The organism is Ectobacillus panaciterrae DSM 19096 (assembly GCF_000430785.1).
Lineage (GTDB): Bacteria > Bacillota > Bacilli > Bacillales > Bacillaceae_G > Ectobacillus > Ectobacillus panaciterrae.
Map to the genome: position 1 here is coordinate 1 of NZ_AUMR01000056.1, position 14,890 is coordinate 14,890.

General features: G+C 40.4%; 15 protein-coding genes and 4 pseudogenes. 15 read left to right on the forward strand and 4 right to left on the reverse strand.

Going from position 1 to position 14,890, the window contains the following annotated elements:
• The 8 genes and pseudogenes from H540_RS32140 to H540_RS0114285 form a co-directional block, all read left to right on the forward strand.
• Window positions 1-96, forward strand: a pseudogene (locus H540_RS32140) (RrF2 family transcriptional regulator); the annotation flags it as partial.
• Window positions 97-307: 211 nt separating this feature from the next.
• A pseudogene (locus H540_RS29750) lies at window positions 308-613 on the forward strand (GNAT family N-acetyltransferase); the annotation flags it as partial.
• A 498-nt stretch (window positions 614-1,111) separates the two neighbouring features.
• Entirely contained in the window at window positions 1,112-1,945 is an 834-nt protein-coding gene (gene panB, locus H540_RS0114265; RefSeq protein ID WP_028401248.1) for a 3-methyl-2-oxobutanoate hydroxymethyltransferase, read from the forward strand.
• Between the two features lie 16 nt (window positions 1,946-1,961).
• A pseudogene (locus tag H540_RS35555) lies at window positions 1,962-2,087 on the forward strand (Tn3 family transposase); the annotation flags it as partial.
• A gap of 166 nt (window positions 2,088-2,253) precedes the next feature.
• Window positions 2,254-2,829, forward strand: a complete 576-nt coding sequence (locus H540_RS0114270; protein WP_028401249.1) for a LysE family translocator — start codon at window positions 2,254-2,256, stop codon at window positions 2,827-2,829.
• 25 nt (window positions 2,830-2,854) lie between these two features.
• A complete protein-coding gene (locus tag H540_RS0114275; protein WP_028401250.1) occupies window positions 2,855-3,631 on the forward strand; it encodes an AraC family transcriptional regulator in 777 nt (258 codons plus the stop codon).
• Between the two features lie 291 nt (window positions 3,632-3,922).
• Window positions 3,923-4,300, forward strand: a complete 378-nt coding sequence (locus tag H540_RS0114280; protein ID WP_028401251.1) for a hotdog domain-containing protein — start codon at window positions 3,923-3,925, stop codon at window positions 4,298-4,300.
• Window positions 4,301-4,430: 130 nt separating this feature from the next.
• Window positions 4,431-4,622: a hypothetical protein gene (locus H540_RS0114285; protein ID WP_028401252.1), complete on the forward strand. Its 192-nt coding sequence runs from the start codon at window positions 4,431-4,433 to the stop codon at window positions 4,620-4,622.
• A gap of 160 nt (window positions 4,623-4,782) precedes the next feature.
• Here H540_RS0114285 and H540_RS0114290 read toward each other — a convergent pair.
• Window positions 4,783-5,028: pseudogene (locus tag H540_RS0114290) on the reverse strand (zinc-binding dehydrogenase); the annotation flags it as partial.
• Between the two features lie 314 nt (window positions 5,029-5,342).
• On the opposite strand from H540_RS0114290, the gene H540_RS0114295 reads away from it, so the two are divergent.
• Window positions 5,343-5,879: a DinB family protein gene (locus tag H540_RS0114295; protein WP_028401254.1), complete on the forward strand. Its 537-nt coding sequence runs from the start codon at window positions 5,343-5,345 to the stop codon at window positions 5,877-5,879.
• 291 nt (window positions 5,880-6,170) lie between these two features.
• On the opposite strand, the gene H540_RS29755 is transcribed toward H540_RS0114295, so the two are convergent.
• Both H540_RS29755 and H540_RS0114305 read right to left on the reverse strand, forming a co-directional pair.
• Window positions 6,171-6,776 (reverse strand): YkoP family protein, encoded by a 606-nt coding sequence (locus H540_RS29755; protein ID WP_051317115.1) that lies wholly within the window; start codon window positions 6,774-6,776, stop codon window positions 6,171-6,173.
• Window positions 6,777-7,430: 654 nt separating this feature from the next.
• Window positions 7,431-8,384, reverse strand: a complete 954-nt coding sequence (locus H540_RS0114305) for a PGAP1-like alpha/beta domain-containing protein (RefSeq protein WP_034671041.1) — start codon at window positions 8,382-8,384, stop codon at window positions 7,431-7,433.
• 143 nt (window positions 8,385-8,527) lie between these two features.
• On the opposite strand from H540_RS0114305, the gene H540_RS0114310 reads away from it, so the two are divergent.
• From H540_RS0114310 to H540_RS0114330, 5 genes are all read left to right on the forward strand, one after another.
• Window positions 8,528-9,718, forward strand: a complete 1,191-nt coding sequence (locus tag H540_RS0114310) for a sensor histidine kinase (RefSeq protein ID WP_028401256.1) — start codon at window positions 8,528-8,530, stop codon at window positions 9,716-9,718.
• Window positions 9,715-10,377 (forward strand): response regulator, encoded by a 663-nt coding sequence (locus H540_RS0114315; protein WP_028401257.1) that lies wholly within the window; start codon window positions 9,715-9,717, stop codon window positions 10,375-10,377. The genes H540_RS0114310 and H540_RS0114315 overlap by 4 nt, the downstream gene beginning before the upstream one ends.
• A gap of 137 nt (window positions 10,378-10,514) precedes the next feature.
• Window positions 10,515-11,447, forward strand: a complete 933-nt coding sequence (locus H540_RS0114320) for an ABC transporter ATP-binding protein (protein ID WP_028401258.1) — start codon at window positions 10,515-10,517, stop codon at window positions 11,445-11,447.
• 13 nt (window positions 11,448-11,460) lie between these two features.
• Window positions 11,461-12,672, forward strand: a complete 1,212-nt coding sequence (locus tag H540_RS0114325) for an ABC transporter permease (RefSeq protein ID WP_028401259.1) — start codon at window positions 11,461-11,463, stop codon at window positions 12,670-12,672.
• 13 nt (window positions 12,673-12,685) lie between these two features.
• Window positions 12,686-13,840 carry an ABC transporter permease gene (locus tag H540_RS0114330; RefSeq protein ID WP_028401260.1) on the forward strand — a complete coding sequence of 385 codons (1,155 nt, stop codon included), beginning with the start codon at window positions 12,686-12,688 and terminating at the stop codon, window positions 13,838-13,840.
• A gap of 14 nt (window positions 13,841-13,854) precedes the next feature.
• On the opposite strand, the gene H540_RS0114335 is transcribed toward H540_RS0114330, so the two are convergent.
• Window positions 13,855-14,049, reverse strand: coding sequence for a hypothetical protein (locus tag H540_RS0114335; protein WP_028401261.1), 195 nt, complete (start codon window positions 14,047-14,049; stop codon window positions 13,855-13,857).
• Window positions 14,050-14,135: 86 nt separating this feature from the next.
• Here H540_RS0114335 and map point away from each other — a divergent pair, with 86 nt between their 5' ends.
• A complete protein-coding gene (map, locus tag H540_RS0114340) occupies window positions 14,136-14,885 on the forward strand; it encodes a type I methionyl aminopeptidase (RefSeq protein ID WP_028401262.1) in 750 nt (249 codons plus the stop codon).
• Window positions 14,886-14,890 lie beyond the last annotated feature (5 nt).

Consider the following 14,890-nt stretch of genomic DNA (forward strand, 5'->3'; position numbering starts at 1 on the left):
AGTCAAGTCGATTCGCATGCTACCTTTATGCGCAGAGTTATGCAGTCATTGAACAATGCCGGAATTGTTGAATCAAAAGGTGGACGGGATGGTGGGGATAAGGAACTTCCAATAATGATATGTTATGTAAACTGAACATGAATGGAATATACAACTCTTTTTTCTTATATTTTAGTGATGATAATTTAGACAAGCTTTTAATATGCTATATAAAGAGCTTTTGAGGAGGAGTAAATTTGTACAATAAACGAAGAAAGATGATTTTCGTTGTATAGAAGTAATGAATTGTTTTTAAGGGGGAGAAATTCTGGAAAGACAGTATGAAATTTTGAATAAGACCCCAACATTAGATGAATACAAATATTTATGCTCAGTTGTCGGTTTGGACAATCATATAAATTTTAATGTTGCCGAAATATCATTAGAAAATTCTATTTTTGCCGTCACAGTTAAGAGTAGTGATAAAGTCATAGGAATGGGGAGAATTGTAGGAGATGGAGCTATTTATTTTTATATTCAAGATGTAATAGTTCATCCAAGTTATCGAGGAATGGATATTGGTAAAAAAATTATGAATACATTAGTAAAATATCTAAAAGAAAATGAGCCAAATTGGAAACCAAAAATCAAAAATTAGATGTTTAATGTCAATAAAATTGTTCCAGAAAAGGGCCATTTAATGGAATAAGACCTCCATACGAAGCTGGCGATAGGACCAGTCTCCTCTAACTTTAAACGTACTACTTCTCGGTTTAGTTCTTCTGTATATGTAGTAAAGATTTGTCCTTTTGGGGGAATTTGTGCATAAACTTTACGGTTTACAATATTGTGATATTCCAATAACTTTACAGAAGCTTTATATAATCCTGCAATAATATACTATATGCCATTTAATTTTAAGATGTATAATTTGCTTGGGCAGTATCTGCGGGAACTGCACCTTGATAGTAGCTTACACAAATTAAAAGGTTTCTGCCTAGATCCGATTGCCGGACCGGGACAGAGGGATGGAACATGTAAAAGAGTACTTTAGATCCTCTGCCTTCAGAAGGATCTTTTTATTTGCTCTTCGAATTGTTTAACCTCTCCCCTAATTAAAGGAGGGAATATGATGAAACAAACTACAGATTTCTTGAAAATGAAGCAAAGCAATGAAAAGATTGTCATGTTAACAGCCTATGACTATCCTTCTGCAAAACTTGCAGAGCAGGGGGGCGTTGACGTAATTTTGGTTGGGGATTCGCTTGGAATGGTGGTTCTGGGTTACGATTCAACAATCCCAGTTACACTCGAAGACATGATTCATCACACGAAAGCTGTTAAACGAGGAGCAAAGGATACATTTATTATTACGGATATGCCGTTTTTAACCTATCATTTATCTGTTAGAGATACTTTAATCAATGCCGGGAGATTAATTCAAGAAGCCGGTGCCCATGCTGTGAAGCTGGAAGGTGCCGATGAAGTCATCGAACATATCGCCGCCCTGACAAGGGCAGGAATTCCTGTCTGCTCCCACCTTGGGCTGACACCGCAATCCGTCGGAGTTTTAGGCGGATATAAGGTGCAGGGAAAAGATGCGTCAGCCGCTAAAAAATTGCTGGAAGATGCTATGAAATGTGAAGCGGCAGGGGCATTTGCGCTTCTTTTGGAATGTGTTCCAAGACAACTTGCAGAAGAAGTAACCAAAGCCCTTTCGATTCCAGTGATTGGAATCGGTGCTGGATTGGATGTGGATAGCCAAGTTCTTGTCTATCATGATATTTTAGGCTATGGTGTTGAGCGGGTCCCTAAATTTGTCAAACAATACCGTTCAGTGAATCCGTTTATATTGGAATCAATTCAAGCTTATACTGCTGATGTGAAGAATAAACGTTTTCCTGAAGAGAAACATTCTTTTACGATGAAGGAAGAGGAACTGAAAGGACTTTATGGAGGTAAGTAATGAAGGTAATTACAACTTGCTAAAAGGCAGGATTCACATAAAATTCATTCAGGAGAATTATGACGTTGTGCTCCGGTTAGCACACTCTATCCGGGAAGGGACAGCAGCAGCTTCTCCTTCACTTCGTCCACTACGGACGTAAAAAGACCCTGGTTTCCTGCTTAGCGTAAGGAAATCAGGGTTTTGACGTATCAACACCCAAAATTTGTAGAGTTAACTTTATAGAATAACCCTGCAATAATATACTATATGCCATTTAATTTTAAGATGTATGATTACATGAGAATACCTTGAAAGGAGTTTTCCTCATGAATATTACATCTTTTTTACTATACTGTTTTATTGTTACTTTTACACCAGGACCTACTAATATCGTCATATTATCTACGGTGCATAATTCTGGGACAAAAAAGGCAATAGAATATACGTATGGAGCAACGATTGCTTTTGGTTTATTACTTGTTATTTCTGCTATGTTGAATACGATACTTGTAACGATAATACCCCAAATTTTAATTGTTATGCAGATAATCGGAAGCTTTTATATGCTCTATCTCGCTTATCAAGTTTACAAAATGGATACATCAAAACCAACTGTAAACCAAACTGGTACGTTTATGTCAGGCTTCCTTACGCAGTTCTTAAATCCAAAGGTGGTAGTATTTACAATGACTGTAATTCCTACCTATATTATGCCCTACTATGTCTCAATTCCTACGGTTACAATAAGTGTTATAGCTATAACTGTTATTGGATTTTTAGCATTTATCACATGGGTACTTTTCGGTACGATCTTCAAGGAGTTTTTACAGAAGCATAAAAAGATTGTGAATGTAATGATGACATTGTTTTTAGTTTATGCTGCAATCATGATATGGATGTAGGTAAGCTAATTAAGAGGTGAATTAAATGGATAAATTTATCTATAAAAAATCGGCAGGTATTACTGCGTTGTCAGCAAGTATTACTGATTTTACGTATAAAAAGCACTCTCACAAGGAGTATGCAATAGGTGTAACATTGCGTGGTATTCAACAATATAACTTGGATGGCAGTTTTCAATTATCATATCAAAATGGCGTTATGCTTTTTAATCCAGAACAGGCACATGACGGAATGGCACATGATAAGACAGGCCTTGATTATGTGATGTTATATATTGAGCCACAATTGCTTTTAGAGGTTATTGAGAAAAAGGATATCGTACGTTTTTCAAACCCTATTGTGTATGATTATAGACTTGAACAAAGAATATTAAGTCTTTCTAATGCAATATTAAGCGAAAAAGATGAGGCTTTGTGCAGTGAATTACTCTTATCCCTCACAGATAGCCTTATTCAAACTAATCTTTCTACAGACTATAAGAAAGATAACGCTCTAATTAGAAAAGCAAAGGATATGCTTCATACCAACTTAGAAAATGTACTTAAACTTGACGAGGTATGTAAAGAGCTTGATTTATCGAAATTTCAGTTTATCCGATTATTCAAGGCTCATACTGGCATTTCACCATACCAATACTTTCTTAACTGCAAGATAGAACGTGCAAAGCAGTTAATAGAAAAAAATGGAGATATTTATTCAGCAGTAGCTGAATGTGGTTTTGTTGATTTACCCCATTTAAATAAACACTTTAAAAGCGTATATGGAACAACAGCATTTGAATATATGTCACATTTAAATTGAGGAGGAGTTTTTTGGACCTTTTCACATAGCAAAAAAAGAGGAATAGCTTATGAAAAAATCCAGTATTATTTTCATGGATGAATAAGAACATAAAGCCGAAAGATTGGAAACCTGAAGATATTCTCACATAAAAAAGAAGTGGGAAGTAAACGGAAAACTGTTGAATTCCGCTTGATAGCAATAGTCTCTTTTTTACTAAGGGAGAAAGATAGTTGAATGCCGCTCTGAATCGCTTTAATATTCGGATTATTGTTGGCCGTACAGTATAAAACCTTCAGGAGGGAGATTTATATGCCATTAATAGCAGGAGATATAATTACGTTTGAACGGACTTTTACAGTAAGGGATGTTGAATTATTTACAGAGATTTCAGGTGATGAAGGGATTCATCATATAACCCCAGATGAACAGGGAAGACTTGTCGTTCAAGGGTTATTAACGGCAACTCTACCAACAAAAGTAGGTGGAGATCATAACGTACTGGCTCGTACTATGAATTTCGAGTTTTTAAGACCTGTGTTTACCGGGGATACAATAATTTGTGAAGTTAAAATTGAAAAATACGAAAGGCAAGAAAATAATAGAACAGCTATTATGGCATCCTTTTTATGTAAAAATCAGAATGAAAAAGAAGTATTAAAAGGGGATTTTTCAGGTGTAATACTTTAAATTCTTTATACTTTCTTTAACTAGGTGCTTTAGTAAAATAGCTGAGGTGCCATTTTTGTAGCTTTTTCACATTTTCCATATTCAGCAATCGGGCGCGTTTCTGTAATAAGAACAGCGTCTTTTTTATGAATTGGGCCAGATTGTTGGTGCAAGTGGCTATACGCATGAAGATATTTTAAAAGTAATTGATCATATGAATAAAAAGAAAACGCCTATCGCCACAATGGTTACACAAGTATATAAGTTAGATGATATCCAAGAAGCATTTAATACAGCCATTGCAGCGAAAGAAACAATTAAAGTAGTTGTTGATTTAACATAAAGTCGGATGCTTTACCCCTTTAGATATGATTGTCTAAAGGGGTGTTTTTATGTCTAAAAGAAGAACATCTGAAGTTGAGAAATAGATTATTGAACACATAACGACCAAGCTCATCTGGCGCTATGAAGCGCAGCGAATAGCGGTCGAGTGCAAAGCTTTGTTAGGTTTTGTTATGATGATCCAAAGTTATTACTACATTTCCCTTTTTGTGTCCTTTTTCTACATACCTATGAGCCTCGGGAATTTGTTCCAGCGGATAGCGTTTATCTATTACCGATTTTATCTTCCCTGTCTCAATAAGCTCTTTGAGGAAAATTAAATCTTCAGTACGTACCTTTGCTATTCCCTGCCCTTCAACTGACACGTATGTTCCGTTCGGAGTTAATGCTTTCTTGCAATTTGATTTCCAACTTTTTTGTATCTAAACAGATGCTATAGAGTTAAAATAAGGATGAACCGTTTGAAATAAAGTTAAACCATTTATAAAAAAGATTGACCGGAAATCCCATTTTTTAATTCAGGGTTTTTTCATTTCTTATTGAACTAATTGGCTGTTTAATTGAAGAAGGAAGTTTCTATTATGTGTAGAAAAAGTTAATATACTGAATGGATATTCCAGAAAAGCTGGTAGGTCAAATCAGACAGAGGCAAAATCCAGATGAAAGGCTATTTTTATCAGTTTTATATCTGCGAAAATACAATTAAAAAGGGATGAAAAATATGCAGAAGCGGCCGGAAATAAGTGAATATGCCCCATATTATTCAACGTATGTGAACTTAGTACCAGATGGAGATATATTACATATTTTAAACCAGCAAATTAAGGAAACTATCATTTTGCTTAAGGACACTTCTGATGCACAGGGTCAGTTCCGATACGCTCCTGATAAATGGAGTTTAAAAGAAGTTATTGGCCATATTGCAGATACCGAGCGTATTATGGGGTATCGACTTCTTTGCATTGCCCGAGGAGAGACTGTGTCGCTTCCTGGTTATGACGACAAAATGTATGTTCTTAGAGCCTCATTTGATAAACAGTCCATGCAAGACCTCCTTGAAAATTTGGCTGTTGTTCGCCAATCTACCTTGCACCTGCTTAAGAGTTTGGATCTAGAAGCTTGGTTACGACGAGGAACCGCTAACAACTCTGAAGTTACCGTCCGTGCACTTGTAAGTATTATTGCTGGCCACGAACTTCATCATCGCCAAATTATAAAAGAACGCTATATCAGTTCCGATGTCTACTCATCTAGCTAAAACATGAGAAGGTTCTGGTGAAACAATTGAAATTGGTAACTATTCAGCACCTTATAAAAGTGACAAAGAGAGGTCTCGCTACGGAGTTCGACCTCTCTTTATCATTTTTAGCCGAGAATACCCCTTCCTCAAAGAGCGTGAAGGGCGAAGCTCGGTGAGTAGGGAGTGTGCCCGGTTCAATGTACAAACATTAGCTTTCACCGTGGTATGGGTAGAGCCTGCTAAGAAACTGAACGATAGTTTGGTGTTCGCAGGAATCCCCACTTCAAGCGTAGCTAAGTGGTGGGGAGTTCAATCATTTTCCTTCTCCCTTTTTAATGAGCTTTCAATTGGATATCTTCGTGTCAATTCCCTTGTCGAAATCGCAATAATCTTTGGGGTAAGAAGATGTGTTTTAAATTGTAATCTTTGTTTTCCTTGGGGATGAACAATGAGGAGCAGGGTTCGCAAATATATTCTAGTGCAAAGGGAAAATATTCCTTTCGGTAAATCCATCACAGTAAAACCAAACTGTTCCGCTCCGCGATGCAGCAAAGAGACTCCATATACCCCTTTTACATTTTGATAGCTTGAATGGGTAAGGAGGAACGGCAAAATTTTGGGTAACGATTGTTCGGTTGCTCGAATCATTTGGACAGCGAGCCTTACCGAGGAACGAGTTTCTGTTCTCATTTTAAAAAGCAATGCATTATTTAGATGAAGTTCAACAATACAATCTCCTTTTCGGATCTTTTCTCCATCTGCCAGTTGGATGGTTTTCCCTCGATAGGCGCGTACCCTCGTATATAAGAAGTGATTTTTCTCATCAAGGGGTTTAAGATGAAAAAACGTCTGAAATAATTTTTCCCATTTCATCCATATACTAAGAAAACATTGTTTTTTCCAGTCTATTTTCATATCAGTTACCCGTTGAATAGTAATGTTGCTTTTAATGGTAAATGATCTGATGCTGAAGGGATTCTTTCTATAACTTCTACAGAAGCAACATGTATATCTTGGCTAACGAATATGTAATCCAAATGTAATCTGGATCGAAACGAGAGGAAAGTGTAACATGGTGCAGCATCCATAACATTAAACATGCTATCACATCCTTTTTTGGTAGGTTCTTGTGAACTATTTATAATATACAACGAGTGAAAGTATTTCATACTGAAAACAAATTTTCAGCTTCCAAAAGAGCTTAAGGCATATGAGAAATGTTGCTTGGGAAGCTTGGGAGGCACTTGTCTACTTTTTATTCGCAGGATGTGTACTTGGAATTATTAGTCTTGTTTTTCTAATAACAAAGTTACATATATAAATGCCACTAAAAAAATCGGCATAAAAACTTTTCTTTTAGGGGGGGAGAGAGCATCCAGCTAAGCGTAGAAGCGGTCAAACTCTTTTCGTGGCCCTTGCAGGGGTAAAACATAGAGAGGGAGCGAGCGCAGTTTCCCTTTTGTTCTATGCGGCAAACGATAGATATGTCGGAATAACAAAGTGGACTTATATAGTGTAAATGAAACATAAAGTAGAGATGAATACATTACAAGCAGCTTCAACCAAAAACTAACATTGAAGTTTTTTTCTTAAAATGGCTTCACTTTTATATAAGATGCCTATATGGGTTCCTTGTAACATATATTTTTCCCCATCTAAAATAAAAGCACTATTTAATACGACATTTCCATCACCCAACTTGGTGTTGCATGCCCCGACTACTTTCCCATCCACCCACATCGTAGAGGATTTAGACGGGATGACTTGTAAGTATAGAATTGTTTCTTCTTCAACGCCTGCAATTAGCGTGACGTCGATGTTCCTTTTCTTTATGATGTCTCTATGTTTATTTAGTTGATCAAGGAACTTATTTTTTGTCTTCATAGTTTGATAAGGTACAAATTCCCTTGAATTCCCGTTTTCCATGATTAAGTAGTTACCATAATTTTCGCTGGGTATAACGTCTTGCAATCCTTTGAAGTGGGTATGGATAGCCTCGATTTTCCCCAGTTTATAACGTTTACTTAAATACTGAATATACATGTCCATATAGTAATAGACAAAGTTAATTTTTGGTGATAGATTTACAGGTAGTTCTCCTCCTGTCCAAAAACTATAATTTGGGGCAGATCCAGCATTAGGTGTACATAATAGGATTATTTTATCAACATCATGGAGATAAGATTCACTTTGAACGTAGGATCGTGCGACCAAACCTCCCATACTATGACAAACTAAATTCACTTTGTTGGAACCTGTTTTCAATTTTGCCTCCTTTATTTTTTCTACTAAGTAATTCTGTGCAGACTGGGTAATTCTTTGACTCCAATCATAAAAGCAAATAAAAAGATTTAGATTTCGCTGATATCCTATACTTTCTAATATTAGAATAAATGGTTCATACGCCATTCCAGCAATTCCAAAGCTCCAGTTACCAGTACCGGGGATTATGAAATCGCTCATGGAACCAAATAACCCCGGTACAAAGACGATAGGAGTTTTGTTAATCCTACAAATTAACATAAATATTCCCTCCCATGAACCTGTATGTCAGAATATATGCTTTGGGGAGTCCTCACATGTTAAATAAAGAAGGAATGAGAGAAAGAAACAAGAATCGTAGTAGAGGGATTTATATATACTTAATGAGAAACGGAGGTATGCGGATGCTCAAGGTTACCCGGCTTTTTATGATGATGTTTATTCCGCTCGTTTATTATTCGACTGCGTCTCATGTACACGAAAAGCTTTTCATCGGAATGGCCGTTGCGGTGTTTATGGCCAGCCACTTCCTTGTTATGTTATCTCCTTGGGGACAAAGATGGTTTTTTGTATTTGTCGGCATAGATTTCGTGCTGATTACCGGCTTCGGCTTCCTGTTCCCTCCTTCTACGCTGTATCTCATTTTATTTGGGGTAGAGGCTATCACACTCTTTATGTGCACGGATAACAAAAAAACATTGTTTCTCTTTTCGGCGCTGTTCGTTTGTCTATGGATGAGCATCATCACGTATACGTATGCACAACTAGGTGTTTTAGACGTGTTGGATAACCTTATCAATTTTACCTTCATTATTTTTGAAGTACTGGTAGGCGGGTTGATTCGAAAGCTGCTGCAGGCGCGAATCAAAGTCGATGAGCAGTACAGCAAGCTGAATGAATCCCATAATGCGCTGAAGGATGCCCATGGACAGCTTCACATATATGCGAAAGAGGTTGAGACGCTGACGGCAATCAGGGAGCGGAATCGCATCGCCCGTGATATCCATGATACGGTCGGTCATAATATGACCGCACTCCTTGTGCAGCTGCAGCTCACCCAGGAATTGTTCAAGCAAGGCTCGCCGCAAGCAGCACAAACCTTGCGAACATGTACGGAACTGGCGCGCAATTCCCTTCAAGAGCTCCGGCTTTCTGTACGCACCTTAAAGGAAGAGGATGCAGAGGATTATACACTTATATCTGTCATTCGAACTATCTTAGAAGACTTTGCGAAAGCGACAGGTGTTGAGGTTTCATTCCGATTGAAAGGGGATCCCATGGTCATCCCTGTTTCGCTGCATCCTACTATAGCGAGAGTCGTACAGGAATCCCTTACGAATGCGAAGCGCCACGGGAGGGCACAAGCTTGTGAAGTTGAGTTTATATGCAACGAACAAAAGGCGGTCATCTCTATCTGCGATAACGGAAAAGGAACAGAAAAAGTAGCTCCGGGCTTTGGGCTTATTAATATGAAGGAACGCGTAGAAGAGCATGGGGGAAACGTTACCTTCGCAAGCAAAGAAGGGCATGGCTTTCAAATACAGGCGGACTTTCCGCTGCAGGAAAAGAAATGGCTCATTGGGGGTGCATTATGATACGCGTAATGATTGTAGATGATCAACCGCTTGTGCGGGATGGTCTGGCTATGCTGCTGAATCTTCGGGCGGAAATAGAAGTTGCGGGTACGGCAGGGGACGGCTTGGAAGCGCTGGAAAAAGCAAAGCAGCTCCAGCCGGACATTGTTTTGATGGATATACGGATGCCTGGAACGAACGGGGTAGAGGGGACGAGTCTTCTCAGGGAGCACATGCCGAATGTAAAAGTGTTAATGCTGACAACCTTTAAAGATAGTGAACTTATTTTTGATGCGCTGGAACAGGGGGCAAGCGGTTATTTATTAAAGGATATGTCTACAGACATCATCGTGCAGGCGATTTTGACTGTGCATGCAGGCGGTGTGGTGCTTCCTCAGGACGTTACTGTGCAGATTCTGCAGGAATTAAAGAAAACAAAGGTGATAGAGGCCGAGAAAAAGAGTATCCCCGGCGTAATGGGACAGCTGACAGAACGGGAGTCGGAGGTGCTGCGGGAGCTGGGGTACGGCTTAAGCAATAAAGAAATTGCAGAGAAGCTGTATATTACTGAAGGAACGGTGAAAAATCATGTTTCCAATTTAATCAGCAAGCTGGAGCTTCGCGATCGTACACAAGCCGCTATTTTTGCGGTGCGGTATGGTATCACGGAGTACATATGACTTTTGGCATAGCAGCGAAGGAAAAGCAGCCGTTTTGGCTGCTTTTTTCGTGCTTCCATTTCTATCGGAAGTGAGATGGAAGGAAACGCCAAATTCCATACAATGAAAGAGAAATCTCAATGAGGGAGCGTGTTCACATGCTAGTCGTTCACGATATAAAAAAATCGTTTGGCAAAAAAGAAGTGGTGAAAGGTGTTTCATTTTCTATTGAAAAAGGAGAATCATTCGGGCTGCTTGGACCGAACGGAGCTGGTAAGTCTACTACCATTTCTATGATTTGCGGTCTTATGCCGTATGATAACGGAGATGTACAGGTTGGAGGTATTTCCGTAAAAGCATCGCCTATGGAAGTGAAGCGCAAAATCGGGGTTGTACCGCAGGATATTGCCTTGTATCCGACAATGAGCGCCAAGGATAACTTGATTTTTTGGGGTAAGATGTACGGATTAAGCGGCAAGGAAGCGAAGCGGCGTGCGGATGAAGTGCTGGACTATGTAGGGCTGAAGGAGCGCGCCAAGGATAAGGTCGAGACATTTTCAGGCGGCATGAAGCGCCGCGTGAATATTGGAGCAGCGCTGATGCATAAGCCGGAGCTTTTAATCATGGATGAGCCGACAGTCGGCATCGATCCGCAATCACGCAATCATATTTTAGAAACCGTGAAGAATTTGAACGAAAATGGCATGACAGTCATTTATACGAGTCACTACATGGAGGAAGTAGAGTATTTGTGCAAACGAATTGCGATTGTGGATCATGGTAAACTGATTGCTCTTGGCACGAAAACAGATTTATGCAATCGCTTGGCAAACGGTACAGTAATTAAAATAAAAGCAAGTAAGCTTAGCGGAGATTTTGTGAGCGCATTAAAAGCGCTGGAAAAAGTAGAACGGGTCGTAACAAACCCGGAGGAAGGAAGCGCTGATATATTTGTGACAGAAGAAAAAGCAATCGGTGATATTGTAGCTTGTACTGTACAGCACCATGTGCAAGTGTTGGCACTAGAAGTTAAAGAACCGAACCTGGAAGCGTTATTCTTACAATTAACCGGGCGCTCGCTGCGGGATTAAGGGGGAAAGAAGAATGAAAAGCCTCATTATCGCATGGAAGGACTTTACAATCCGTTTTACTGATCGCCGCGGGTTTATGACGATGATTCTCATGCCGCTTCTTTTGACTGCTATTTTAGGAACAGCACTTGCCAAAACGATGGGCAGCGATGATATGCCGAAAACAACAGTCGGCTATTATCAGGAAGACAGCGACGCCTTAGCAAACGACTTTCGAAAGGATGTATTACAAGGAGAGGAACTGCGCGATTTTATTACCGTGAAGGAAGCTTCTTCACGAACAGAGCTTGAGAGTATGATCAAAGACGGAAAAGCAGACGTCGGTTTGGTCATTCCATCGCAGTGGAGCGAAAAGCTGAAGGAGGGCGAGCTGAAGGAAGCATCCCTCATAACAGACCCGGGTAAAAGCTTGCAGTCGACAATTATTGAGTCTGTTATGTCTTCTTTTTTAGAACGCGTGAAAACTATTTCTGTTTCTGCGAATACAGCCATAAATGATTTGGCGAAATCTACTCCGGTCATGACAGGCAAAGTGAATATGGGAGAGGCTGCAAAGGATATCAGCAAGCAATTGCAAGACATAGCTTCTTTACAAAATACAAGTGTGAAGGAAGAGGCTGTAGGGAAGAAGGTAGTAACTTCCATGCAGTACTATGCAGCCGGAATGGGCGTCATGTTTCTCTTATTTAACGCGACAATAGGAGCGAAAATGATTGTAACGGAACGGGCGACTGAAACATTGGCACGGCTTTTGAGTACACCGACAAGTGCATTATCGATTCTCGTTGGAAAGTTTCTCGGAACACTCTTGTTTTCGATTGTGCAGTTTGCGATTTTCTTAGCTGCTACGCGCTATGGATTCGGTGTGGACTGGGGCGATAATATTGCTCAAACGGCGGTTGTCGGGCTGGCGTACGCGGTTTGCGTGTCTGGTTTATCCATGGCGCTCGCTGCAATGATCCGCAGTGAGAAAACAGCTGAAGTGATAAGCGGGGTTGGTATTCAGCTGCTGGCGCTGCTTGGTGGCTCCATGCTTCCTGTCTATGTTTTCTCAGATACGATGAAGCAAATCGCAAACATTGCACCGAACAAATGGGCGCTCATGAGTTTTCTGGATATTATGGGCGGGACATCTTGGCAAAATCTGCTGCCGGCTCTTACTGTGCTGTTGGCTATAGGCGCGGCTGCGTTATTGCTTGGTACATGGCGTTTACGGGTGAAATAAGGAGGAGAAAACAGTGAAAAAAATATGGGCTATTTGTTCATTTGAGCTGCAGCGTTTGCTGCGGAAGCCGCGCAGCTATCTGGTGATGTTTCTGCTTCCGCTTGTGTTCACACTTTTATTCGGAAATTTGCTGGGCGACTCGGGCGATAACAAAATTAAGCTGCTTGTAGTGGATGAAGATCAATCTGTACTGTCAGCATCTTACTATGAAACGGTAAAAGGGAATAAATTGCTAGATGTTTCTCTTGTCTCTAAGGAGGATGCAAAAGAACAGCTGAAAAATAAAAAGGTAGCTGCGGCAGTCATCATTCCAAAAGAATTTCAAAGCGGGATAACAGAAGGAAACGAAAAGGATGTTGTATTTCAGCATATTCCTGAATTCACATCCAATGCAACCGTTCGGCAAGCGTTAAACAATGCACTGACAACTATAAAAACAGAAGTAAAAGCGTCCCAGTCCTGGAGCAGCTATAGCGGAGAGCCGTGGGAAGGGATGTATGAAAAGCTATCGCAGGCATCGGCAAAGCCTGTGATGCTGAATAAGGAAACGATCACAAAAGCAAAAGCCAAGACAAATATGAGCAATCTATCTGCTCGTTCTGCTGGATTTTCTATCATGTTTGTGATGATTGTGATGATGACGGCAACAGGAGCCATTTTGGAAGCGCGAAAAAACGGCGTATGGTACCGCATGATGTCCATGCCGGCTTCAAAAGCGCAAATACTCGGAGGTTATATCTTATCCTTCTTCATTCTGGGCTGGATTCAGTTTGGAGCGTTAATGCTGTTTACCCATCAGCTGTTTGACGTACAGTGGGGGAACATATTTGGAATTATATTATTAGTATCTGCGCTGTTGCTTGCTGTTGTAGGCCTTGCCCTGTTCATCGCAGGAATTGTAAAAACAGCTGAACAGCAATCTTCTTTAGGAAATATTGTAGTAATTTCTACTTGCATGATCGCCGGGGTATACTGGCCGATTGAAATTGAACCGCTCTTTATGCAGCGTATTGCAGATTTTGTACCGCAAACATGGGCGATGCGCGGATTCACTGAATTGATTGCACGCGGCGGGGCAGCCGGAGATATTGTGGCGTATGCAGGTATATTGGCAGTGTTTGCGGCGGTTTTCTTTGCGGTTGGATTAACAAAAATTCGATATGAATGAAAAGAAAACGGAGTCTAAGCTTTCATCTGCTCGACTCCGTTTTCTTTTTGTTTTTCCGGGAGAAGGGAAATCACAATAGAAACGCCAAACATACATATAATAGTGAGAAGCAGCGCAAGCCTTGGAAAGAAAGGAAATAAAAGCAGCGCGCCTATCACGAATAGTATAAGGAACACATAACTGATTACATAAGAGAATAAATCTTCCATATAATCCTCCAGTCATTGTATTTTGCTACTATGTTATGCGTGTCCGGAGAAAGATAGAAGTATATTTCGCTAAGGGAGATGTTCAAATGATTACGATTAAGACGGCACGAGAGATAGCATTGATGCATGAAGCAGGGAAGCTGCTGGCTGCTTGCCACCGGAAAATAGCCGGTCTCATCCAGCCCGGAATTACAACAATGGAGATCGATGTATTTGTGGAGAAATTTTTACAAAAGCACGGCGCCAAGCCAGAGCAAAAAGGATACCAAGGATACAAATACGCTACGTGTGCTTCTATTAACGATGAAATCTGTCATGGGTTTCCGCGCAAATCTCCCCTGCAAGAAGGAGATATTGTGACCATCGATATGGTAGTAAATCTGAACGGCGCTCTTGCGGATTCTGCTTGGAGCTACGGAGTCGGAACAATCTCGGAGGAGGCATCCCGCTTGCTCCATGTCACAAAGCAAGCACTATATAAAGGAATTAAGCAAGCGGTTGCTGGAAGCCGCATTGGCGATATCGGCCACGCGATTCAATTTTATGCAGAATCAGAAGGCTATTCTGTTGTACGGGAGTTTACCGGACACGGCATCGGCCCGTCTATTCATGAGGATCCGCATATCCCTCACTACGGTTTGCCAGGTAAGGGGATTCGGTTAAAGCCCGGTATGGTCATTACGATTGAGCCGATGATTAACATTGGCACGTGGCTTTCTAAGAGGGATGATAACGGCTGGACGGCGCGGACGAAGGATGGCGCTTTGTCGGCACAATATGAACATACGATAGCTATTACAAACAACGGTCCGTTTATTTTGACGGAACAAAGCTGAAAAAT

Bases quoted from the DNA above. Each gene is read 5' to 3' on its own strand.
- panB (WP_028401248.1), top strand. From the start codon at position 1,112: ATGAAACAAACTACAGATTTCTTGAAAATGAAGCAAAGCAATGAAAAG.
- H540_RS0114270 (WP_028401249.1), top strand. From the start codon at position 2,254: ATGAATATTACATCTTTTTTACTATACTGTTTTATTGTTACTTTTACA.
- H540_RS0114275 (WP_028401250.1), top strand. From the start codon at position 2,855: ATGGATAAATTTATCTATAAAAAATCGGCAGGTATTACTGCGTTGTCA.
- H540_RS0114280 (WP_028401251.1), top strand. From the start codon at position 3,923: ATGCCATTAATAGCAGGAGATATAATTACGTTTGAACGGACTTTTACA.
- H540_RS0114295 (WP_028401254.1), top strand. From the start codon at position 5,343: ATGCAGAAGCGGCCGGAAATAAGTGAATATGCCCCATATTATTCAACG.
- H540_RS29755 (WP_051317115.1), bottom strand. From the start codon at position 6,776: ATGAAAATAGACTGGAAAAAACAATGTTTTCTTAGTATATGGATGAAA.
- H540_RS0114305 (WP_034671041.1), bottom strand. From the start codon at position 8,384: ATGTTAATTTGTAGGATTAACAAAACTCCTATCGTCTTTGTACCGGGG.
- H540_RS0114310 (WP_028401256.1), top strand. From the start codon at position 8,528: ATGCTCAAGGTTACCCGGCTTTTTATGATGATGTTTATTCCGCTCGTT.
- H540_RS0114315 (WP_028401257.1), top strand. From the start codon at position 9,715: ATGATACGCGTAATGATTGTAGATGATCAACCGCTTGTGCGGGATGGT.
- H540_RS0114320 (WP_028401258.1), top strand. From the start codon at position 10,515: ATGCTAGTCGTTCACGATATAAAAAAATCGTTTGGCAAAAAAGAAGTG.
- H540_RS0114325 (WP_028401259.1), top strand. From the start codon at position 11,461: ATGAAAAGCCTCATTATCGCATGGAAGGACTTTACAATCCGTTTTACT.
- H540_RS0114335 (WP_028401261.1), bottom strand. From the start codon at position 14,049: ATGGAAGATTTATTCTCTTATGTAATCAGTTATGTGTTCCTTATACTA.
- map (WP_028401262.1), top strand. From the start codon at position 14,136: ATGATTACGATTAAGACGGCACGAGAGATAGCATTGATGCATGAAGCA.